General features: G+C 71.8%; 19 protein-coding genes. 6 read left to right on the top strand and 13 right to left on the bottom strand.

Annotated elements, in window-relative coordinates:
* Positions 1-121: 121 nt before the first annotated feature.
* From ACSQ2D_RS07195 to ACSQ2D_RS07180, 4 genes are all read right to left on the bottom strand, one after another.
* Entirely contained in the window at positions 122-940 is an 819-nt protein-coding gene (locus ACSQ2D_RS07195; RefSeq protein WP_435985284.1) for an HAD hydrolase family protein, read from the bottom strand.
* 17 nt (positions 941-957) lie between these two features.
* A complete protein-coding gene (locus ACSQ2D_RS07190) occupies positions 958-2,076 on the bottom strand; it encodes a branched-chain amino acid aminotransferase (RefSeq protein WP_435985283.1) in 1,119 nt (372 codons plus the stop codon).
* A 127-nt stretch (positions 2,077-2,203) separates the two neighbouring features.
* Positions 2,204-3,268, bottom strand: a complete 1,065-nt coding sequence (locus ACSQ2D_RS07185) for a 3-isopropylmalate dehydrogenase (protein WP_435985282.1) — start codon at positions 3,266-3,268, stop codon at positions 2,204-2,206.
* Positions 3,269-3,411: 143 nt separating this feature from the next.
* Positions 3,412-3,492: a 3-isopropylmalate dehydrogenase gene (locus ACSQ2D_RS07180; protein WP_081633825.1), complete on the bottom strand. Its 81-nt coding sequence runs from the start codon at positions 3,490-3,492 to the stop codon at positions 3,412-3,414.
* A gap of 305 nt (positions 3,493-3,797) precedes the next feature.
* On the opposite strand from ACSQ2D_RS07180, the gene ACSQ2D_RS07175 reads away from it, so the two are divergent.
* On the top strand, positions 3,798-5,138 hold the full coding sequence (locus ACSQ2D_RS07175; RefSeq protein WP_435985281.1) for an AI-2E family transporter: 1,341 nt from the start codon (positions 3,798-3,800) through the stop codon (positions 5,136-5,138).
* Positions 5,139-5,149: 11 nt separating this feature from the next.
* On the opposite strand, the gene serA is transcribed toward ACSQ2D_RS07175, so the two are convergent.
* Positions 5,150-6,733 (bottom strand): phosphoglycerate dehydrogenase, encoded by a 1,584-nt coding sequence (gene serA / locus ACSQ2D_RS07170; protein WP_435985280.1) that lies wholly within the window; start codon positions 6,731-6,733, stop codon positions 5,150-5,152.
* 381 nt (positions 6,734-7,114) lie between these two features.
* Here serA and ACSQ2D_RS07165 point away from each other — a divergent pair, with 381 nt between their 5' ends.
* The gene (locus tag ACSQ2D_RS07165) at positions 7,115-7,879 is read left to right on the top strand and encodes an SDR family oxidoreductase (RefSeq protein ID WP_435985279.1); all 765 of its coding nucleotides are present in this window, start codon (positions 7,115-7,117) and stop codon (positions 7,877-7,879) included.
* A 69-nt stretch (positions 7,880-7,948) separates the two neighbouring features.
* Here the strand turns inward: ACSQ2D_RS07165 and ilvC are convergent, their stop codons facing one another.
* The 3 genes from ilvC to ACSQ2D_RS07150 form a co-directional block, all read right to left on the bottom strand.
* Entirely contained in the window at positions 7,949-8,977 is a 1,029-nt protein-coding gene (gene ilvC / locus ACSQ2D_RS07160; protein ID WP_435985278.1) for a ketol-acid reductoisomerase, read from the bottom strand.
* Between the two features lie 63 nt (positions 8,978-9,040).
* Positions 9,041-9,553: an acetolactate synthase small subunit gene (gene ilvN / locus ACSQ2D_RS07155; protein WP_435985277.1), complete on the bottom strand. Its 513-nt coding sequence runs from the start codon at positions 9,551-9,553 to the stop codon at positions 9,041-9,043.
* Positions 9,554-9,555: 2 nt separating this feature from the next.
* The gene (locus ACSQ2D_RS07150; protein ID WP_435985276.1) at positions 9,556-11,415 is read right to left on the bottom strand and encodes an acetolactate synthase large subunit; all 1,860 of its coding nucleotides are present in this window, start codon (positions 11,413-11,415) and stop codon (positions 9,556-9,558) included.
* Positions 11,416-11,738: 323 nt separating this feature from the next.
* On the opposite strand from ACSQ2D_RS07150, the gene ACSQ2D_RS07145 reads away from it, so the two are divergent.
* From ACSQ2D_RS07145 to ACSQ2D_RS07135, 3 genes are read left to right on the top strand one after another with little or no spacing between them, the layout of a single operon-like run.
* Positions 11,739-12,467, top strand: a complete 729-nt coding sequence (locus ACSQ2D_RS07145; protein WP_435985275.1) for a GNAT family N-acetyltransferase — start codon at positions 11,739-11,741, stop codon at positions 12,465-12,467.
* Positions 12,464-13,456, top strand: coding sequence for a GNAT family N-acetyltransferase (locus ACSQ2D_RS07140; protein WP_435985274.1), 993 nt, complete (start codon positions 12,464-12,466; stop codon positions 13,454-13,456). The genes ACSQ2D_RS07145 and ACSQ2D_RS07140 overlap by 4 nt, the downstream gene beginning before the upstream one ends.
* A gap of 9 nt (positions 13,457-13,465) precedes the next feature.
* The gene (locus tag ACSQ2D_RS07135; RefSeq protein WP_435985273.1) at positions 13,466-13,888 is read left to right on the top strand and encodes an SRPBCC family protein; all 423 of its coding nucleotides are present in this window, start codon (positions 13,466-13,468) and stop codon (positions 13,886-13,888) included.
* A 100-nt stretch (positions 13,889-13,988) separates the two neighbouring features.
* On the opposite strand, the gene ACSQ2D_RS07130 is transcribed toward ACSQ2D_RS07135, so the two are convergent.
* Positions 13,989-14,807, bottom strand: a complete 819-nt coding sequence (locus ACSQ2D_RS07130) for a phytanoyl-CoA dioxygenase family protein (protein WP_435985272.1) — start codon at positions 14,805-14,807, stop codon at positions 13,989-13,991.
* 127 nt (positions 14,808-14,934) lie between these two features.
* Here ACSQ2D_RS07130 and ACSQ2D_RS07125 point away from each other — a divergent pair, with 127 nt between their 5' ends.
* A complete protein-coding gene (locus tag ACSQ2D_RS07125) occupies positions 14,935-15,771 on the top strand; it encodes an AraC family transcriptional regulator (protein ID WP_435985271.1) in 837 nt (278 codons plus the stop codon).
* 107 nt (positions 15,772-15,878) lie between these two features.
* Here ACSQ2D_RS07125 and ilvD read toward each other — a convergent pair whose 3' ends face one another.
* From ilvD to ACSQ2D_RS07105, 4 genes are all read right to left on the bottom strand, one after another.
* A complete protein-coding gene (gene ilvD / locus ACSQ2D_RS07120; RefSeq protein WP_435985270.1) occupies positions 15,879-17,579 on the bottom strand; it encodes a dihydroxy-acid dehydratase in 1,701 nt (566 codons plus the stop codon).
* 82 nt (positions 17,580-17,661) lie between these two features.
* Positions 17,662-18,195, bottom strand: coding sequence for a SixA phosphatase family protein (locus ACSQ2D_RS07115; RefSeq protein WP_435985269.1), 534 nt, complete (start codon positions 18,193-18,195; stop codon positions 17,662-17,664).
* Positions 18,196-18,241: 46 nt separating this feature from the next.
* A complete protein-coding gene (locus tag ACSQ2D_RS07110; protein ID WP_435985268.1) occupies positions 18,242-20,305 on the bottom strand; it encodes a YhgE/Pip family protein in 2,064 nt (687 codons plus the stop codon).
* The gene (locus ACSQ2D_RS07105; protein ID WP_435985267.1) at positions 20,302-21,186 is read right to left on the bottom strand and encodes a hypothetical protein; all 885 of its coding nucleotides are present in this window, start codon (positions 21,184-21,186) and stop codon (positions 20,302-20,304) included. Before ACSQ2D_RS07105 ends, ACSQ2D_RS07110 begins: the two co-directional genes overlap by 4 nt.
* Positions 21,187-21,190 lie beyond the last annotated feature (4 nt).

Below are 21,190 nucleotides of genomic sequence, written 5' to 3'. Positions count from 1 at the left end.
CTCTTCCGTGCTGGGACAGGAAGGTTTCCCGCGCGTTGCTGCCCGGTGACCGGGCCAAAGGAGCCACAACAGACCATTCGGACAGCGGGACCACCTCGCGGGCCGCCGGCGACACCGGGGGTCAGAGGTCGAGCGCCCACTCCAGGGTGCGCGCGACGCCGTCCTCGTCGTTGGACGCGCACGTGCGCGTCGCGGCGGCACGGGCGTCCGGGTGGGCGTTGGCGACCGCCCACCCCACCCCGGCCCACTCGAGCATCGGGACGTCGTTGGGCATGTCCCCGAAGGCCCACACGTCCTCGGCGCGGATGCCGGCCCGGGCGCACCAGCGCACGAGTCCCGCCGCCTTCGTGACCCCGGGGGCCGATATCTCGGCGAGACCCCCGGTGCCCGAGTGCTGCACGAGGGCGCGGCCACCGAGCACCTCGGCGACCCGCGGGATGACCTCGTCCTCGGGAAGGTGCTCGGTGCGGGCCAGCAGCTTGCCGACGACGGCCCCGGCCGGGAGGTCGTCGATGGGTGCGGGGACGAGGCCGTCGGGCACCCACCGGGGGTGCAGCTCGGGGTAGTTCGGCTCGGTGTGCACGCCGTCGCTCAGCTCGGCGCTGAAGCCGATCCCCGGCACGGCGGCGCGCAGGTCGGAGACGATCTCGAGCAGCAGGGCGCGTTCGAGCGGGTAGGACGCGGTGACGGTCCGCGTGCGCACGTCGTAGTCGAAGGCGCCGTTGGCGCTGATGACCGTGCCGTCACCGCCGACGGCGTCGGCGAGCGGGTCGAGCCACCGGGGTGGACGGGCTGTCACGAAGACGACGCCGATGCCGGCGGACTCGGCGTCGCGCAGCGCGGCGCCGGTCCGCGGCGAGATCACCCCGTCGGAGCGCAGCAGCGTTCCGTCGAGGTCGGTGGCGACGAGACGAGGCCGTGCCAACGGCGCGTCGCCCATGGGCGCCACTCCCCGTCTCAGACGAGGCGCGTCAGCCAGCCGTGCGAGTCCTCGGCGCGGCCGTACTGGATGTCGAGCAGCTTGGCGCGGATGGCCTCCGCGTAGCGGTCCTCGTGGCCCTCACGACGGTGGTCCACGGATCCGCCGTCCCAGCGCAGCTCGCCGACGGGCGTGACGACGGCAGCCGTGCCGCAGGCGAAGATCTCGACGATGTCGCCGCTGGCCGCGCCCTCCTTCCACTCCTCGATCGGGATGCGCCGCTCCTCGGGCTCGAGATCGAGCTCCTTGGCGATCTCGAGGATCGAGCTGCGCGTCACGCCCTCGAGGATCGTGCCGGTCAGCTCGGGCGTGATGATGCGCCCGTCCTTGGTGACGAGGAAGAGGTTCATGCCTCCGAGCTCCTCGATGTACGTGTGGGTCGAGGAGTCGAGGAAGACGGCCTGGTCGCAGCCGTGCTCGATCCCCTCGAGCTGGCCGGCGAGGGAGCTGGCGTAGTTGCCGCCGCACTTGGCCGCGCCCGTGCCACCCTCGCCCGCACGCGCGTAGTCGGTGGAGATCCAGAGGGTGACGGGCTTGAGACCGCCGGAGAAGTAGGCGCCGGCCGGGGAGGCGATGACGGAGTAGGTGACCTGCTGCGCCGGACGCACGCCGAGGAAGGCCTCGGAGGCGAACATGAAGGGACGCAGGTAGAGGCTCTTCTCCCCCGCGTCGCCGGCCGGGACCCACGCCTGGTCGACGCCGACGAGCTGGCGCAGGGACTCGATGAAGTCGGCCTCGGGCAGCTCCGGCAGCGCGAGCCGTCGGGCCGAGCGGGCGAAGCGAGCCGCGTTGGCCTCGGGGCGGAAGGTCCAGATCGAGCCGTCGGCGTGACGGTAGGCCTTCATGCCCTCGAAGATCTCCTGGGCGTAGTGGAGCACCGCCGCCGCCGGGTCGAGCTGGAAGGGACCGTAGGGCTTCACCTGCGCGCCGCCCCAGCCGGCGTCGGCGGTCCACGTCGCGACGACCATGTGGTCGGTGAAGGTCTTGCCGAAGCCGGGGTTCTCGAGGATCTCGGCGATGCGCTCCGGGGTGGTGGCGTCGTCGCGGCGCGTCACCTCGAACGACAGGGTCGAAGCCTTCGCGGCATCCGTGGACATGGCGCAACCTCCAAGAGCGATCAGCGGTGATTCGACGTCAGGCTATCGCCCACATCGTGAGACGCAGAAGTAGCCCCTCCCCGACGGGAGGTGGTCGTATGCCGTCCGGCCGGCGTGGGCGCCCCGGTCAGAGACGCGCGACGACGGCGTCACCGACGGCCGTGGTGCTGCGCACGGCGTCTCCGCGCTCGGCCAGGTCGGCGGCGACGGCGGCGTCGACGCGGGCGGCCTCGGCGTCGAGGCCGAGGTGGGCGAGGAGCATGCCGACCGAGAGGATCGCCGCGGTCGGGTCGGCCTTGGACTGGCCGGCGATGTCGGGGGCGGAGCCGTGGACGGGCTCGAACATGCTGGGCGTCGTGCGGGCCGGGTTGATGTTGCCCGACGCCGCGAGCCCGATGCCGCCGGCGATGGCGGCGGCGATGTCGGTGAGGATGTCGCCGAAGAGGTTGTCGGTGACGATGACGTCGAAGCGCCCGGGGTCGGTCGCCATGAAGATCGTGGCCGCGTCGACGTGCTGGTAGGCGGTCTCGACGTCGGGGAACTCGGCACCGACCTCCTCGACGGTGCGGCGCCAGAGGTGGCCGGCGTACGTGAGGACGTTGTGCTTGTGCACGAGCGTCAGGTGGCGTCGCGGACGGGCCTGGGCGCGGGCGAAGGCGTCGCGGACGACGCGCTCGACACCGAAGCGGGTGTTGACGCTGACCTCGGTCGCGATCTCGGCCGGGGTGCCGACGCGCAGGGCGCCGCCGTTGCCGGTGTAGGGACCCTCGGTGCCCTCGCGGACGACGACGAAGTCGATGCCGTCGGGGGCGACGCGCGCGACGTCGAGCGGGCTCGCGACTCCGGGGAAGAGCTTGGCCGGGCGCAGGTTGACGTAGTGGTCCAGCGCGAAGCGCAGCGGCAGCAGCACGCCTCGCTCGAGGACGCCGCTCGGGACGCTCGGGTCGCCGATGGCGCCGAGGAGGATCGCGTCGTGGCCGCGCAGCTCCTCGAGGACGGAGTCGGGCAGCGTCTCGCCGGTGGCGTGCCAGCGGCGGGCGCCGAGGTCGTACTCGGTCGTCGCGAACTTCGGACCGCTGTCTCCGGTGACCGCGTCGAGGACCTTGAGACCCTCCGCGACCACCTCGGGGCCGATGCCGTCACCACCGATCACGGCGATGGAGTAGGCGTCCTTGACCTGCGTCTGTGCCATGTCGTCAGCCTAGAACCCGTCTTGTGATGTGGAATCTGCGTCTCAATTAGTGAGCGGACGACGACGGCCCCCGCCCGGGAGGGCAGGGGCCGTCGTCACGACCGCGCAACGGGACCGCGGTTCGGGTCGTCGTCGGGTGTCGCTCAGTCCTCGGTGTGACCCTGGTCGCGCAGGTCCATCGACTCCTGCAGGGCCTGACGGGCGGCCTTGGCGTCTTCGCTCATGGTGATCACGTCTTTCGGGTGTGCATGCGGTGTGGGTGGTCTCAGGTGGCTCCAGCCCGGGTGGGCGAACCGGTCAGCAGAGGGGTGCGCGGGGTCTCCGCGGCGAGGTGCTGACTACCTGGACTCGCCGCGGCTGGGAATACGTACGACCTGCCGCGTCATGCATTTCACGGTACGCCGGGCTACCCATGGGTAAAGGGGGTTTCCACTGGATGAGACGCGATGTCCGCCATTCGTCCGCTCCCGGGCCGCGGCACGTGTCGCGCATCCCCCGCTCCCCGCGCCGGGAGCCGTAGGCTCGCCGCGTGAGCGCCGACCACCCCGACGCGCCTGCCGACCCCTCCACCGGCACCGCTCGCCACCACGCCGACCACCCGGACCACCGGGCCACCTCCCCGCGCGCGAGGCACACGAGCCACGCCGTCCCGGGGGTGCCCTTCGACAACGAGGCGCGATGGATCGCCATCACGCCCGGCAACGCGAGACGCATCATCGTCACGGTGTTCGTCGCCGTCGTCCTGCTCTCCGTGGCGACGTGGGCCTTCCACGCGATGGGCAGCTTCCTCTTCCTGCTGCTGCTCGCCTGGCTGCTGTCGATCGCGATGGAGCCGGTGGTGCTGTGGCTGAGCAAGCGCTGGATGAAGCGCGGTCTCGCCACCGGCCTGACGATGCTCGGGATGCTCCTGCTCTTCGCGGGTCTCGCCGAGCTCTTCGGCCAGGTCTTCGTCTCGCAGCTCTCCCAGCTCGGGTCGCAGCTGCCCGGGGCGATCACGTCGGCCATCGACTGGGTCAACTCCGCCTTCGGCACGCAGTTCGACATCGCGCAGATCCAGACGGCCCTGAGCCTGACCCCGGACAAGCTCGGCGAGCTGGCCGGCAAGTACGGCGGCGGCATCATCGGGATCTTCGGCTCCGTCATCACCTTCCTCTTCGACGCGCTGACGATCCTCGTCTTCGCGTACTACTTCTCCGCCGACAGCCCGCGGCTGCGCCAGACCATCGGGTCGTGGCTGCCGCAGCGCTACCAGCGCGTCTTCATCACGGTGTGGACGATCTCGGTCGAGAAGACCGGCGGCTACGTCGTCTCCAAGCTCGTCCTCGCGTCACTCTCGGCCGTCTTCCACGTCGCGTTCTTCTGGTTCATCGACGTGCCGTTCTGGCTGCCCCTCGGCATCTTCGCCGGCATCGTCGGCCAGTTCATCCCCACGATCGGCACGTACATCGGCGTCGCGCTGCCCGCCCTCTTCGCCATCCTCGACAAGCCGATCAACGCCGTGTGGATCGCCGCCTTCGCGACCGTCTACCAGCAGCTCGAGAACTACGTCTTCACGCCGCGCATCAGCCGCCGCACCATGGACGTCCACCCGGCCGTCGCGCTCGGGTCGGTCATCGCCGGCGCAGCACTCTTCGGCCCGATCGGCGCCCTCATCGGCATCCCGATCGCGGCGGTCGCCCTCGCCATCGTCGACACCTTCAGCAAGCGGCACGAGCTCGTCCCCGAGCTCGCCGACCTCGAGACCGCCGACGACAAGGACGACGAGGACGAGGACGTGGACGAGGGGGGTGAGCGCGCGGACGACGGGCGCGGCGACGCGGGTGGCGAGCCCGACGAGCGCGTCGGGACCGACACTGCCCGCCGGAGCTGACCGGCTCCGGGTCAGTCCTGCAGGCCGATGACCGAGAAGGTCTTGGCCTCGATGACCTCGGAGAGCTCGGCCGCCATCGCGGCGGGGACGGCGCTGTCGACGTTGAGCACGCCGATGGCCCGGTCGTCCTGGCGTGAGACCTGCATGCCGCCGATGTTGATGCCGGCGTCGCCGAGGATCCGGCCGACCGCGCCGATGACGCCCGGACGGTCGGAGTACTCGAAGACGAGCATGTGGTCCGAGAGCGGGACCTCGAGGTCGTAGCCGTTGACGCCGACGAGCTTCTCGACCATCTTCGGGCCGGTCAGCGTGCCGGAGACCGACACGACCGAGCCGTCGGCGAGGGTGCCGCGCAGGGTCGTGACGTTGCGGAAGTCGCCGGCGTCGGGGTCGGTGACGAGCCGCACGACGCAGCCGCGCTGCTCGGCGAGGACCGGGGCGTTGACATAGGTCACGGTGTCCTCGACGACGTCGGTGAACAGGCCCTTGAGGGCGACGAGCTTCCACACGTTGACGTCGTGGGCCGTGATCTCGCCGCGGACGTCGACGTCGAGCTGCGCCGGCACGCTGCCGGACACCGCGGTGAAGATCCGGCCGAGCTTCTCGACGAGCGGGATGCCCGGACGGACCTCCTCGGCGATGAAGCCGCTGCTGACGTTGACGGCGTCGGGGACGAGCTCCCCTCCGAGCGCGAGACGCACCGACCTCGCGACGGCGATGCCGGCCTTCTCCTGGGCCTCCTCGGTCGAGGCGCCGAGGTGCGGGGTGACGACGACGGACTCGTGCTCGAAGAGCGGCGACTCGGTGGTCGGCTCGGTGGCGAAGACGTCGATGCCGGCGCCCGCGACGCGGCCCTCGGCGATGGCGCGCGCGAGGGCGGCCTCGTCGACGATGCCGCCGCGGGCGGCGTTGACGATGCGCACCGACGGCTTGACCTTCGTGAGGGCCTCCTCACCGATGAGGCCGAGCGTCTCGGGCGTCTTGGGCAGGTGGATGGTGATGAAGTCGGACTGGGCGAGCAGCTCGTCGAGGCCGACGAGCTGGGCGCCGAGCTGTCCCGCCTTGGCGGGCGAGGCGTAGGGGTCGTAGGCGACGATCTTCATGCCGAAGCCCTTGAGGCGCTCGGCGACGAGGGCGCCGATGCGACCGAGGCCGACCACGCCGACGGTCTTGTCGAGCAGCTCGACGCCGGAGTACTTGCTGCGCTTCCACGCGCCGGCCTTGAGGGCCTGGTTGGCGGGGGCGATGTTGCGGGCGGTCGCGAGGAGCAGCGCCACGGCGAGCTCGGCGGCAGACGTGATGTTGGAGGTCGGTGCGTTGACGACCATGACCCCGGCCTGCGTCGCCGACTGGACGTCGACGTTGTCGAGACCGACGCCCGCGCGGGCGATGACCTTGAGCTGCCTCGCGGCGGCGATCGCCTCGGCGTCCATCTTCGTGGCCGATCGGATGAGGATCGCGTCGACGTCGGCGAGCGCCGGGAGCAGTGCGTCGCGGTTGGCCCCGTCGACCGAACGGACCTCGAAGTCCGGTCCCAGCGCCTCGATGGTGGCGGGCGACAGCTCTTCGGCGATGAGGACAACGGGCTTGCTCACAGGGGAACCCTTCCGGACGGAGCGGGGCCTCACGCACGACAGGGGGCGCGGGCCGTCGGCGGCACCGCGATGTGCCGTCGGCGAGTCTAGGCCGTCGTTCGCGCGGAATCACGAGATGTAACCAACATGTGAACACGGCCCGGAGGGGCGGCACACGTATCAGCTGATGGAACACCGATTCCGTATGCCGGACGCTTCGTCGGGTGGGTGGCACCAGGACGTGACCCGACCATCGACCTGCGGCGCGTCGTGCTCGCGGCGACCGACACCTCGGGCTGGCTGGAGGGAGAGGGGAGCCTTCCGCGGCAACGTGCGCAGAACCACAGCATGATCCGACGCGAAGCGTTGCGCCGCCGGGGGCGAGCACGTCAGGGTGGGGTCATGCGCATCGTCGTGACGGGAGGCGCCGGGGACCTCGGGTCGAGGGTCGTCCGGGAGGTCACGGCTCGCGGGCACCAGGCGGTGCCGGCGAGCCGGAGGACCGGCGTGGACCTGGCGACCGGCGACGGGCTCGAAGCCGTCCTGGCGGGCGCCGACGCCGTCGTCCACTGCGCCGACGACACCTCGCGCGGCGACACCGTCACCGTCTACGGGACGCGACGACTGGCCGACGCGGCTGCCGACCTCGGGGTGCACCTCGTGCACATCTCGATCGTCGGCATCGACGAGCACCCCTTGGCCTACTACCGCCGCAAGCTGCGCGCGGAGCAGGGCATCGAGGCGGCAGGCGGCGCGGCCTCGGTCCTGCGCGCCACCCAGTTCCATTCCCTGGCAGCGTTCTTCGCCCGGAAGCTGAGCGTCGGGCCGGTCACCCTGACCATCGGCGACATGGCCCTCCAACCCGTGGACACCGACTTCGTCGCCGGACGCCTCGTCGACCTCGCGCTGGGAGCGCGCCCCACGGCATACGCCAGGGCGACGGACGTCGCGGGTCCCGACGTGCTCACGGTCGGCGAGCTCGCCGGCCTGCTGCGCGCGCACCGGGGCGCCTCCCGCTCGAAGGTCGTGCGCCTGCCTGCGGTCGGCGGGGTCATGAAGGCGTTCGCCGAGCGGCGGACCGTGCCCTTCCCCGGCGACGCGCAGACGGGCGGCCGGACGTTCGCCGACTGGCTCGCTCTCCAGCCGCAGCGGCTCAGCGGCCGCTGACCCGTCGCGACACGGGGACGGCCGACGCCCCCACGAACGGGGCGCCGGCCGTCAAGCCGTACGAGAGCGTCAGCGTGCGGCGCTGCCCTCGACGTAGTCGGAGTCGGTCTGCTTGACCCACGCCATGAGCTTGCGCAGCTCGCGGCCCGTGGCCTCGATGGGGTGCTGGGCACCCTGCTCGCGCAGCTGCTTGAACTCCGGCGCACCGGCGTCCTGGTCGTCGATGAAGCGCTTGGCGAAGGTGCCGTTCTGGATGTCGCCGAGCACCGCCTTCATGTTCTCCTTGACGTGCGGGTCGATGACGCGCGGCCCCGACACGTAGTCGCCGTACTCCGCGGTGTCGGAGACCGACCAGCGCTGCTTGGCGATGCCGCCCTCGATCATGAGATCGACGATGAGCTTGAGCTCGTGGAGGCACTCGAAGTAGGCGACCTCGGGCTGGTAGCCCGCCTCGACGAGGGTCTCGAAGCCGTACATGACGAGCTGGCTCGCGCCACCGCAGAGCACGGCCTGCTCACCGAAGAGGTCGGTCTCGGTCTCCTCGGTGAACGTCGTCTTGATGCCGCCGGCACGCAGGCCACCGATGGCCTTGCCGTAGGCCTTGGCGAGGTCCCACGCCGTGCCGGACGCGTCCTGCTCGACGGCGAGCAGCACGGGCACCCCACGGCCGTCAGCGAACTCGCGGCGCACGATGTGGCCGGGACCCTTCGGGGCGACCATGAGCACGTCGGCGTCGGCCTCGGGCTTGATGTAGCCGAAGCGGATGTTGAAGCCGTGGCCGAAGAGCAGCGCCGCGCCGTCCTTGAGGTTGGGCTGGATGTCGTTGGCGTAGACCGTGCGCTGCACCTGGTCGGGCGTGAGGATGACGACGAGGTCGGCCTCCTTGACCGCGTCGGCGACCGACGTGACGGTCAGACCCTCGGCCTCGGCCTTGGCCTTGCTCTTGCTGCCCTCGGCGAGGCCGACGCGGACGTCGACGCCGGAGTCGCGCAGGTTGAGCGCGTGGGCGTGGCCCTGGCTGCCGTAGCCGATGACGGCGACCTTCTTGCCCTGGATGATCGACAGGTCGGCGTCGTCGTCGTAGAACATCTCGGCCATGGTGGCCTTCTCCTTCGGTTGCGGTGTGCAGTGGGTCTGGTGGTGCGGTCGGTGGGGATCGGGTCAGGCGCTGCGCAGGCTGCGGTCGGTGATCGAGCGCGAGCCGCGCCCGACGGCGACCATGCCGGACTGGACGAGCTCCTTGATGCCGAACGGCTCGAGCACGTCGAGCAGGGCGCGGAGCTTGTCGGAGGTGCCGGTGGCCTCGATGACGACCGCGTCGGTGGTCACGTCGACGACCTTGGCCTTGAACAGCTGGATCGTGTCGATGACCTGGCTGCGGGTCGCCGGGTCCGCGCGCACCTTGACGAGCAGGATCTCGCGCTGCACCGAGGCGTGCGGGTCGAGCTCGACGACCTTGAGCACCTCGATGAGCTTGTTCAGCTGCTTCGTCACCTGCTCGAGGGCCGCGCCCTCGACCTCGACGACGACGGTGATGCGCGAGATGTCGGGCAGCTCGGTCGGGCCGACCGCGAGGGAGTTGATGTTGAAGCCGCGTCGGGAGAAGAGCGCCGCCACGCGGGTCAGGACGCCGGGCTTGTCCTCGACGAGGACCGACAGGGTGTGCTTGCTCATGCTCAGTCCTCCCGCTCCCAGACCGGCGCCTCGTGGCGGGCGGCCTGGATCATGTCGTTGCTGACGCCCGCCGGCACCATCGGCCACACCATGGCGTCGCGGTGCACGATGAAGTCGATGACGACGGGTCGGTCGTTGGTCTCGAGCGCCAGCTTGATGACGGCGTCGACCTCCTCGGGCGTCTCGGCGCGCAGGCCGAGGCAGCCGTACGCGTCGGCGAGCTTGACGAAGTCGGGCACGCGCTGGCTCATCGGCTGCAGGTCGGTGTTGGAGTAGCGCTCGTTGTAGAAGAGCGTCTGCCACTGCCGGACCATGCCGAGCGAGCTGTTGTTGATGATCGCGACCTTGATCGGGATGTTGTTGATGACGCAGGTCGCGAGCTCCTGGTTGGTCATCTGGAAGCAGCCGTCGCCGTCGATCGCCCACACCGTGCGCTCCGGCTCGGCGACCTTGGCACCCATGGCCGCCGGGACCGAGAAGCCCATGGTGCCCAGTCCGCCGGAGTTGATCCACGCGTTCGGGCGTTCGTACTTGACGAACTGCGCGGCCCACATCTGGTGCTGGCCGACACCCGCGACGTACGTCGCCTCGGGTCCGGTGAGCGCACCGATCCGCTCGATGACGTACTGCGGCGAGAGCGTGCCGTCGTCGCTGTCGGTCCAGCCGAGCGGGAAGGTCCGCTTCCAGTCGGCGACCCGCTCGCGCCAGTCGGTGTAGTCCCAGGCGTCGGTGTCGTCGTCGGCGCCCGCCCGGTCGAGGGTGACCTGCTCGATGAGGTCCTTGATGACCTCGCCCACGTCACCGACGATCGGCACGTCGGCGATGCGGTTCTTGGAGATCTCGGCGGGGTCGATGTCGGCGTGGATCACCTTGGCGTGCGGGGCGAACGTCGAGAGCTGGCCGGTGACGCGGTCGTCGAAGCGGGCGCCCAGCGCGATGAGCAGGTCGGACTTCTGCAGGCCCGTCACCGCGGCGACCGTGCCGTGCATCCCCGGCATGCCGAGGTTGAGCGGCTCGCTGTCGGGCACCGTGCCCCGCGCCATGAGGGTCGTGACGACGGGGATCCCGGTCAGCTCGACGAGTCGGCGCAGGGCCTCGCTCGCTCGGGCCCGCACGACGCCGCCGCCGACGTAGAGCACGGGCCGCTTGGCGGCGGCCATGAGCCGTGACGCCTCGCGGATCTGCTTGCCGTGCGGGCGCAGCACGGGGCGGTAGCCGGGCAGGTCGATCTGCGGCGGCCAGCTGAAGGTCGTCGTCGCCTGGAGCGCGTCCTTGCTGATGTCGACGAGGACGGGACCCGGACGACCGGTGCTCGCGACGTGGAACGCCTCGGCGATGGCCTGCGGGATCTTCGCCGGGTCGGTGACGAGGTAGTTGTGCTTCGTGATCGGCATCGTGATGCCGCGGATGTCGGCCTCCTGGAAGGCGTCCGTGCCGATGGCGGCGCTCGCGACCTGACCGGTGATGGCCACGACGGGCACGGAGTCCATGTGCGCGTCGGCGAGCGGCGTCACGAGGTTCGTCGCGCCGGGGCCGGAGGTCGCCATGCAGACGCCGACCTTGCCGGTCGCCGAGGCATACCCCTCGGCCGCGTGGCCGGCGCCCTGCTCGTGGCGCACGAGGATGTGGCGGACCTTCTTCGAGTCGAGCATGGGGTCGTAGGCGGGCAGGATCGCACCGCCGGGGATGCCGAAGACGGTGTCGCAGCCGATGGCCTCGAGGGAGAGTACGAGCGCCTGCGCCCCGGTGACCTCACGGGCCGGCGTGACGGGCCCGACGGCCTTGGCCTCCGCCGCGGGTCGGGGACGGGCCAGGGAGGCCACGTCGGCGGGCGAGGGCGCCTGCTTCGTCGTGTCGCTCACGATCTCTTCCTTGTCTCGAGCACTGCGTGGTGATGCCGGTTCGGGCTGACTCCAGCCACAAAAAAACCCTTCGGTCCCGCGGTGGGACGGAAGGGAGCGCGCTGACCGTTCGAGCTGGTCGGCGCGCTAGGGAAGTACGAGGAGTCGGGCCACGTGACAACCGTCCTACCAAGCCCCAGCGGTGTCAATCGACCATCTCACGCGTCTCAGCATGTGACCTCGTGATCTCACCCACTGTCACTCCGAGGTTTCGGACCCCGCAGGACGGCGCGTGCGCGAAAGTCGGTTGTCGCCGGCGCGACCGGCTCGGGACACTGACCGTCATGACGAGCACCGTGGCCGACCTGCTGCCCGCCCTCGGCCTCCGGGTCGTCGCCGGACCGGTCGAGCTGCGTGGTCTGGGCGACGACGACCTCGGCACGCTCGCCGACCTCGCGGCCGCGGGCATCCACCCCGCCGACCGGATGCCCTTCTACCACCCCTGGACCGACACCGACCCGGAGACGCTCCGCCGCCGGATGGCCCAGTTCCACTGGCGCTGCCGCGCCGACTTCTCCCCCGAGAGCTGGGAGCTGAACCTCGGCGTCTGGCACGAGGGCACGCTCGTCGGGACGCAGGGGATCTCGACGCGCGACTACCTCGTGACCCGGACCGGCGAGACCGGCTCCTGGCTGGGCCTGGCCCACCAGGGCAAGGGCATCGGCACGATGATGCGCCGCGCGATCTGCGCCTTCGCCTTCGACCACCTCGATGCCGAGGAGCTCACGTCGGGCGCCTTCACCGACAATGCGGCCTCGCTCGCCGTCAGCCGCAAGGTCGGCTACCGGCCCGGCGGCCAGAAGCGGCTGCGCCGCCGCGAGGGCGAGCTGGCCGTCAACCAGCAGCTCGTGCTGCGGCCGGAGGACCTGGTGCGTGGGAACCACCCCGTCACGGTCGAGGGCCTGCTGGCCTTCCGCCGCTCGATCGGCCTCGACGCCGAGGACTCCCCCGACCCACCCGACGACCGAACCCACGACCGACCGCACGACCGATCCCACGAGGAGACCTCATGAGCACCGAGACGTCGAGTGACCTGACGCCACGGACCGGCCCGCACCCGGCCGTGCAGCTGCACCTGCCCGAGACCGCCGCCACCCTGACGACCCGCCCGCTGACGCGGGACGACGCGGCGGCCGTCACCGCCCTCATGGCGGCCTGCGAGCTGCACGACGTCGGCGAGGTCCTCATCGAGGAGGCCGACATCGTCGGCGACTGGCAGCGCCCTGCCTTCGACCTCGCCACGCAGTCGGTCGGCGTGCTCGACGGCGACCGCCTCGTGGCATACGCGGAGGTCTACAAGGGGCGCTGGGCCGACGCGGCCGTCGCGCCGACGCACCGCGGGCTGGGCATCGGCACGGCGCTCTCGCACTGGACCCGAGCGGTCGGCGCGCGTGACGGCGGCACCGTCGTCGGCCAGCCCGTGCCCGGCGACTCCGCCGGCGAGCGCCTCCTCGCTGCCCTGGGCTACCGCACCCTCTGGACGTCGTGGGTCCTCGAGCTGCCTGCCGGGCAGGCGATCGAGCCGCAGCCCGTCCCGGAGGGGTATGCCGTCCGCGAGCCTCGCGACGAGGACGACCTCCGCGCGACGTGGACCGTCAACGAGGACGCCTTCCTCGAGTGGTCCGAGCGCGAGCGCACGACCTTCGAGGAGTGGACGGCCAACGTCTCGCGGCGCCCCGGCTACGAGCCCTGGCAGCTGCGGCTCATGGTCGACGCGTCCGACACGGTGGTCGGCATGGCCTTCGTCGTCGTGTCGAGCGGCTGCGCCTACGTCGACAAGCTCGCGGTGCGCCGCGACGAGCGCGGCAAGGGCCTGGCCCGAGCTCTCCTCGTCGACGCCTTCGAGGTCGCCCGGGCGCACGGCGGCGAGCGGTCCGAGCTGTCGACCGACTCCCGCACCGGAGCGCTCGGTCTCTATGAGAAGGTCGGCATGCAGGTCACGTCGGTGTGGCGCCACTGGGCGGCAGACGTGACACCGGACCCGGGGGCCGCACCCGCCTGAGGAGGCGCCGTGGAGCAGCACACGAGCATCGACATCGACGCCCCGGTCGCACGGGTGTGGGCCGTGATGCGCGACGTCGAGCACTGGCCCGAGTGGACCGCGTCGGTGAGGTCGGTGACGCTGCTCGACGACGGACTGCGGGTCGGGGCGCGCGCCCGCATCGACCAGCCGCGGATCCCGACCACGGTCTGGACCGTCACGGGCCTCACCGAGGGACACGACTTCACGTGGGAGGCGAGCGGTCCCGGCACGCTGACGACGGGTCGTCACGGGGTCGAGGCGACGGGCCCCGGCACGTGCCGGGCGACGCTGTCGATCACCCAGTCGGGCTGGCTCGGCTCGGTCGTCGGCCGCGGCTACCGGTCACTGACCGACCGCTACCTCGCGATGGAGGCCGCGGGCCTCAAGGAGCGGGCCGAGTCGGGCGTCTGAAGAGAGCCCGGCGGCCACTCCCCCGCAACACACCGAGAACGTCCCGACGCACCGGGGTCGGATGCGCGTGCGTTGTCACCTGCTCGGTGTGTTGCGCGAGTCAGGGGGTCAGCAGGGGGTTGGCCGGTGACGCCGCGACGTCGCCCGGCGCGAGCCCCGGCAGCCACGAGGCGAGGTCGTTGGCCTGCGCCGGGTTGGCCGGCTCGAGCACGGTGAGACCGTCGGCGAACCAGATCACCGTCATGACCTCCCGCATCCGGTCGGAGGAGTTGCCGAGTGCCTTGTGCACCGTCCAGCCCGAGTGGAAGGACGCGTCACCGGCGCGCATCGCGACCGGCTCGTCGACGACGACGCCACGCTCTGACAGCACGCGGTCGAAGTGCTCCTCGGACGCGTCCGAGATGCCGATGTCGCTCAACGGGCCGTCGACGTGGCTCCCGGTGGCGAAGGCGAGCCCGCCGCGGGCAGGCGTGATGTCGACGAGCGGCATCCACATGGTCAGGCACCGCGACCCGTCGAGCGGCCAGTACATCGCGTCCTGGTGCCACGGCGTGTAGCCGCCGCCGGGCTCCTTGAAGAGCGCCTGGTCGTGGTAGAGCCGCACCCGCGGGACGCCGAGCAGGCGCGCGGCCACGCCGGCGAAGCGGGAGGCCATGACGAAACGCGCGACGCCCTCGTCGTGCCGCCAGAGGTTCATCACCTGCAGGAACGCCATGCCGTAGCTGTCGCGCTCGGCGAGGGGCCGGGTCTCGGTGCTGAGGCGCTCGACGGCCGCCGCCACGGGCACGCGGTATGCCGCCGCCTCCTCCTGCGTGGCCACCTGGGCCAGGCGTACGTGGCCGTTCGAGCGGAAGGCCGCGTTGTCGTCGTCATGGATGGGGTATGCCGTGGTGAGCGCGGGAAGCAGGTCGGTGGGCATGTGGCGGCTCGTCCTCCGTGGATCGTGAACGACCCGAGTGGTCGTCGCAGGGAACAGCCCACCAGACGGCCACGGGGACGACCCGGAACGTCGTGGTCACCGGGGAACGATCTGGTTCGATGGCCCCATGGACGAACGGGAGGCCCAGAGCGCCGGCGTGCACCGCGTCCCCTCCGGGCGGCTCGGCGAGGTGCTCGTGGCCGGGCGCATCGCCGGCGGCAGCGGCCTGCCGGCGGGCACGACGCGACGGCACCCGACGTGGGGGCTCACCTTCGTCACTGCGGGGACGGGTCGCTACCGCGACGCGGGTCACGACGAGCCCCTGGGCGCGGGCTCGCTCGTCGTCGTGCACCCCGGCCACCCGCACTGGTACGGCGCCGACCGCGGCGGCTGGGACGAGGTCTTCGTCGTCTTCGACGGCGTGGCGTTCGAGCTGGCGCGCCGGCGTGGCGCGCTCACGGCCGACCGGCCGCTCGTGCACGGCCTGCCGGTCCCCCGGTGGCAGCACCGGTTCGCGGCCTTCGGCGAGCGGACCCGCCCGACGACCGTCGACGGTCGTGACGCCGAGGCCCTCGACCTGCTCGCGGCACTGCTCGAGTCGAGCGCGGCGGCGACCGCGGGCGCGGCGCTGCGCAGACCCGGGCGGCCCGACTGGCTCGACCTCTCCGTCGAGCTGCTCGACCGCGACCTCGGCGAGCCGCTCGACCTGCCGTCCGTCGCGGAGGAGGTGGGCATGACGTACGAGACGTGGCGGCGCCGGTTCCGGTCCGAGACCGGCACGAGTCCCTACGCCCACCGGGCCGCACGGCGGCTCGAGGCCGCGACCGACCTGCTCGTCCACACCGGGCTCGGCGTCCGGGACATCGCCGCGGCGACCGGCTTCAGCGACGAGAGGCACCTCATCCGCCGCTTCCGCGAGCACACGGGGATCACGCCCCGCGCCTTCCGCGACGCGGGGCGCTGACCCGGCCACACGGCATACGCGCCCTTCGTACGACACCCCGAGAAGGGGCGGACGCACCGGGATCGGATCCCGGTGCGTCGCGACCTGCTCGGCGTGTTGTGCGGGCGTCAGCCGCAGACGGCGCCGCGGCTCGCGCTGCCCACGAGCTTGCGGTACTTCGCAAGGACGCCGCGCTGGTACTTGGGCTCGGGGTGCGTGACGCCGGCGGCACGCCGACGCTCCATCTCGTCGTCGTCGACGAGCACGTCGAGCGTGCCGTTCGCGACGTCGAGGCGGATGGTGTCGCCGTCGTGGACGAAGGCGATCGGGCCGTCGTCGACGGCCTCGGGGGCGACGTGGCCGACGCAGAGGCCGGTCGTGCCGCCGGAGAAGCGACCGTCGGTGAGGAGCAGGACGTCCTTGCCGAGGCCCGCGCCCTTGATGGCGCCGGTGACGGCGAGCATCTCGCGCATGCCGGGGCCACCCTTGGGTCCCTCGTAGCGGATGACGACGACGTCGTTCTTCTGCAGCGCGCCCTGCTCGACGGCGTCCATCGCAGCGCGCTCGCCGTCGAAGACCCGCGCGGTGCCTTCGAAGACGGACTCGTCGAAGCCGGCCGACTTCACGACGGCCCCCTCCGGCGCGAGCGAGCCGGTGAGGATCGTCAGGCCACCCGTCTTGTGGATCGGGGTCGCCATCTCGCGGATGACGCGGCCGTCGATGTGCGGCGGGTTGATGTCGTCGAGGTTCTCGGCCATCGTCTTGCCCGTCACCGTGAGGCAGTCGCCGTCGAGCAGGCCCGCCTCGAGGAGCGTCTTCATGACGACGGGGATGCCACCGATGTGGTCGATGTCCTTCATGACGAAGCTGCCGAAGGGCTTGACGTCGGCCAGGTGCGGGACCTTGGCGCCGATGCGGCGGAAGTCCTCGATCGTGAGGTCGACCTCGGCCTCGTTGGCGATGGCGAGCAGGTGGAGCACGGCGTTCGTCGAGCCACCGAAGGCCATGACGACGGCGATGGCGTTCTCGAAGGCGGGCTTGGTCATGATGTCGCGGGCGGTGATCCCCTTGCGGAGCAGCTCGACGACGGCCTCGCCCGACTTGCGCGCGTACATGTCGCGGCGTCGGTCGGTCGCGGGCGGTGCGGCCGAACCGGGGATCGACATGCCGATGGCCTCGGCGACGGCGGCCATCGTGTTCGCGGTGTAGAAGCCGCCGCAGGCACCCTCGCCCGGACAGATGGCGCGTTCGATGGCGTCGACGTCCTCGAGCGACATCTTCCCGGCGGCGCACGCCCCGACCGCCTCGAAGGCGTCGATGATCGTGACCTCCTTCTCGGTGCCGTCGGAGAGCTTGGCGATGCCGGGCAGGATCGTGCCGGCGTAGAGGAAGACGGACGCGAGGTCGAGGCGCGCCGCGGCCATGAGCATGCCCGGGAGCGACTTGTCGCAGCCCGCGAGCAGCACCGACCCGTCGAGGCGCTCGGCGTTCATGACGGTCTCGACGGAGTCGGCGATGATCTCGCGGGAGACGAGGCTGAAGTGCATCCCCTCGTGACCCATCGAGATGCCGTCGGAGACCGAGATCGTGCCGAACTCGAGCGGGTAGCCGCCGCCGGCGTGCACGCCGTCCTTGACCGCCTTGGCGAGCCGGTCGAGCGACAGGTTGCACGGCGTGATCTCGTTCCACGAGCTCGCGACGCCGATCTGCGGCTTGACCCAGTCGTCGTCGCCGAGGCCTACGGCCCGGAGCATCCCCCGCGCGGCGGTCTTCTCGAGACCGTCGGTGACGTCGCGGCTGCGGGGCTTGATGTCAGGCGTCTGCGTCATGCGAGCAGCATAGAACCGTGTCCGCTGGGTGGACACCGCATCTCACAGCCTGAGCCCGACCCGGACCGGGTGCCCGCGGGGGTCAGTCGTCGTGCCCGCGGCTGACGTGGAAGCGCGTCAGCTCGCACGTGCCGAGGTCGAGGTCGGCCCAGTCGCCCGCGTAGCGCAGGACCGCGAGCCCGCTCGTGACGAAGCCCTCCCCGAGGGCCTCGTGCGCCTCGCGCGAGCCCTCGCCGTCGGTGAGCAGGCTCGTCAGCTGCGCCATGGTGGGGTTGTGCCCGACGACGAGCACGGTCGCGGTGTCACCACCGTCCTCGCGCACCGTCTCGAGCGTCTGCTCCGAGCCGCCGAGGTAGACGCTGCGTCGGAACTCGACGAACTCCGTGTGCGCCCCACCGCGGCACGCCTCCTCCCAGGTCTGCCGCGTGCGCTGCGCGGTCGAGCAGATGACGAGGTCGGGCACGAGCCCCTCGGCATGGAGCCACTTCCCCGCAGCCTTGGCGTCCCGTCGACCACGTGCGGCGAGCTCGCGGTCGTGGTCGACCTTGCCCGGCCCCTCCTCGGCCTTGGCGTGACGCATGAGGATGAGGGTCTTCTCTCTCGAGGCGCTGCTCATGACTCCGAGCATGCTCCGGACCGGCCGCGTTGTCAGCCCGGACCGGTCAGAGACTCAGCTCGGGCTTGATCCGCGACGGGGTCCACATCCGCGAGCGTCGGGCCGCGACCGTCGACACCGCGAGGGCACCGACGAGGTATGCCGCGAGCACCGCCACGCTGGCCGGCACCGGACCGAGGTCGGCGCCGTACATGAGCCGGCGGAGCCCGTCGATCGCGTACGTCATCGGCACGACGTGGTGGATGGCCTGGAGCGGTCCGGGCAGCGTCTGCCACGGGAACGTGCCACCCGCGCTGACGAGCTGGACGACCATGAGGACGAGGCCGAGGAACTTCCCGACGGCGCCGAGACGTGCGGCGAGGGCGTGCAGGATCGCGACGAACGTCATGGACACGAACACGAGGAAGAGGAAGGCGAGCACCGGGTGCGCGATCCGGATGTCGACGCCCCGCCCGACGACGAGCACGAGCGCCGCGGCCTGGAGGACACCGACGAGCGCCGGCGCGAGCCAGCCGCCGACGGCCGTGCGGAGCGAGCGCTGGCTCGTCGCGAGCGCGCGGGTCGACAGGGGTCGGACGAAGAGGAAGAGGACGTAGGCCCCGATCCACAGGGCCAGGCTCATGAAGAACGGCGCGAGCCCTGCCCCGTAGGAGCCGGCCGACGAGAGCGAGTCGGACGAGACCCCGACGGGGTTGCCGATGGTCTGGGCCATCGCCTTGCGCTGCGCGTCGGAGGGGTCCGGCACGGCGTCGCGGCCCTTGACGAGGCCGGCGTGCAGGTCCGTGGCGCCCTTGACGAGGGAGTCGAGCCCCGAGGCGAGGGAGGTCGCGCCCGACGAGAGCGTGTCGGCCCCGGTGGCGGCCTTCGTCGCGCCGGACGCGAGCGCGGCCGAACCCGTCTTGAGCTGGTCGAGCCCGGTGGCGAGCGAGCTCGCTCCGTCGCGGACCTGCTCGGCTCCCGAGTGCGCCTGCGCGATGCCGCTCGTCAGGGCCGGCGTGGCCGAGGCGAGCGTGCGGGCGCCGGTCGCGACCTGGTCGGCGCCCTTGGACAGGCGGGTGAGGCTGCCGGACGCCGACTGGATCGTGGCGTCGGCCGAGTCGACGTAGCCGTCGACGACGTCGAGCCTGGACTCGACGACGGCGAGCTGCGCGTCGGTGAGCCCCTGGGCGCGCAGGGCCGACAGGAAGCTCGACCGGTCAGCGGCGATCCGGCTCTTGAGCTGGGTCGACGCGGTCGCCGCCTTGGTGCCGTACGAGGCGATGGTCCGGTTGCCCGCCGCCACCTGCTCGGCGCCGTCGGCGAGGCGAGCGGTCTGCGCCGGCAGGTTGGCGGTGCGGGACTGCAGGGTGGCGAGCCCGGAGGCGAGCTGGCCGGCGCCCGCCTCGAGGCTGTCGGCACCCGAGGCCGCCTGGCCGATGCCGGTGTCGAGGCGCCTGGCCCCCGAGGCGAGGTCGTCCAGCCCGGTCGCGAGGGTTCGCGCGCCGCTCGCGAGCTTCTTCGCGCCGTCGTCGGCCTTGACCGCCCCGGCACGCAGCTGCTCGGAGCCGTCGGCGGCCTTGACGAGCTGGTCGTGGACCTCGCTGAAGCCCAGGAGCAGCTTGCTGGCCGCGGTCCGGCTCACCTGGCTCGCGACCGATGCCGTCACCTGCTTGATGACCTGGTTGCCGATGGTCGAGGTCATGTAGTTGTTGGCGTCGTTCGTCTCCAGCACGATCGTGGCCTGGCGCGGTGTGAACTCGGCGGTCGATGCGAGGTCGGCCGAGAAGGTCCGCGGCAGGATGACGGCGAAGGCATAGGACCCGTCGTCGACGCCGCGCATCGCCTCGTCGTGCGAGACCCGGTGCCAGTCGAAGGACCCGGAGTCGACGAGCTGGTCGGCCACCTGTCCCCCGACCTGGAGCTTCTCGCCCGTGCTCAGGGTGGTCCCGGCGTCGTCGCTCACGACAGCCGCCGGCACCTGGGGGAAGCCGCCGTAGGGGTCGTGGTTGGCGTAGAGGTAGAGGCCGCCGTAGAGGGTGGGGATGAGGACGAGGGCGGCCAGGGCGAGCCGGGCCAGGCGCGAGCTGGTGAGACGGCGCAGCTCGGCGACCGCGAGGCGGACGGGGTTCATGCCGAGGGCTCCTTCGGGGTGGTGGCTGTGGTGTCCTGCGGCTCCGGACCGGGCTCCGGCTCGCTCGAGGGTTCGGTCGAGGGTTCGGTCGAGGGTTCGGTCGACGGCTCGGACTCGGTCGCGGGCTCTGGCTCTGTTCCGGGTGCGGGGTCGGGCTCAGGTGCAGGGTCGGGCTGCGACTCCGTCGCGAGCTCCGGCTCCGGCTCCTGCTCCGGCTCTGGTGCGGGCTCTGGGTCGGCCGAGGCCTCGACGCGAGGCAGCGTCGACGCCAGGGCGGCCGTCGTCAGGACGATGACGGCGAAGCCCTCCCGGGCCAGCCGGTGGCAGGTCTCGAGCCAGACCGCGTGGTCGCCGCCGTGCCGTTCGGCACCAGCGAGGACGAGGACGCGCACCTGCGGGTGAAGCGCACCGAGCTCGAGCAGCAGGCTCGTGCGCACCCCCGCGGGCAGCTGCTCCCAGGGCACCCCGGCCCGGTCGGCGACGTCGTGCTGGGCCAGGAAGGCGGCGACGGCCGAACGGGAGGCGGGGCGCTCGGCGAGGGCGAGCTCCTCCTGCACGACGGCCCGCACGGCCAGCGAGTCCTCGGGTGCCGTGACGTCGGCGACGTCGACGAGGCGCGTGCGCAGCTGCAGCTCGGCTCGCTCCGAGACCCCGCCGATGCTGACCCGGCCGCGCAGCAGGGCGACCCGCCCCCCGATGGCGAGGGCGAGGGCGACCTGCGGGATGCCCGGGTCGGTCGGCACGAGCGTCACGACGGCCTCGGGGGCCGTGAAGCTCACGTGCTCCACGAAGGGTTCGTGCGTGCCGGCGACGCTGACGTCGTCGACGACGACGGCGCGTCGGTCGGAGGCCGTCGGGCGTCCGGTGCTGGAAGTGGTCACCCGA

It is taken from the genome of Terrabacter sp. LjRoot27, assembly GCF_964254175.1.
Classification (GTDB): Bacteria; Actinomycetota; Actinomycetes; order Actinomycetales; family Dermatophilaceae; genus Terrabacter.
Note: the sequence above shows the minus strand (reverse complement) of the source record. Positions and strands in the feature narration are given on the sequence as shown.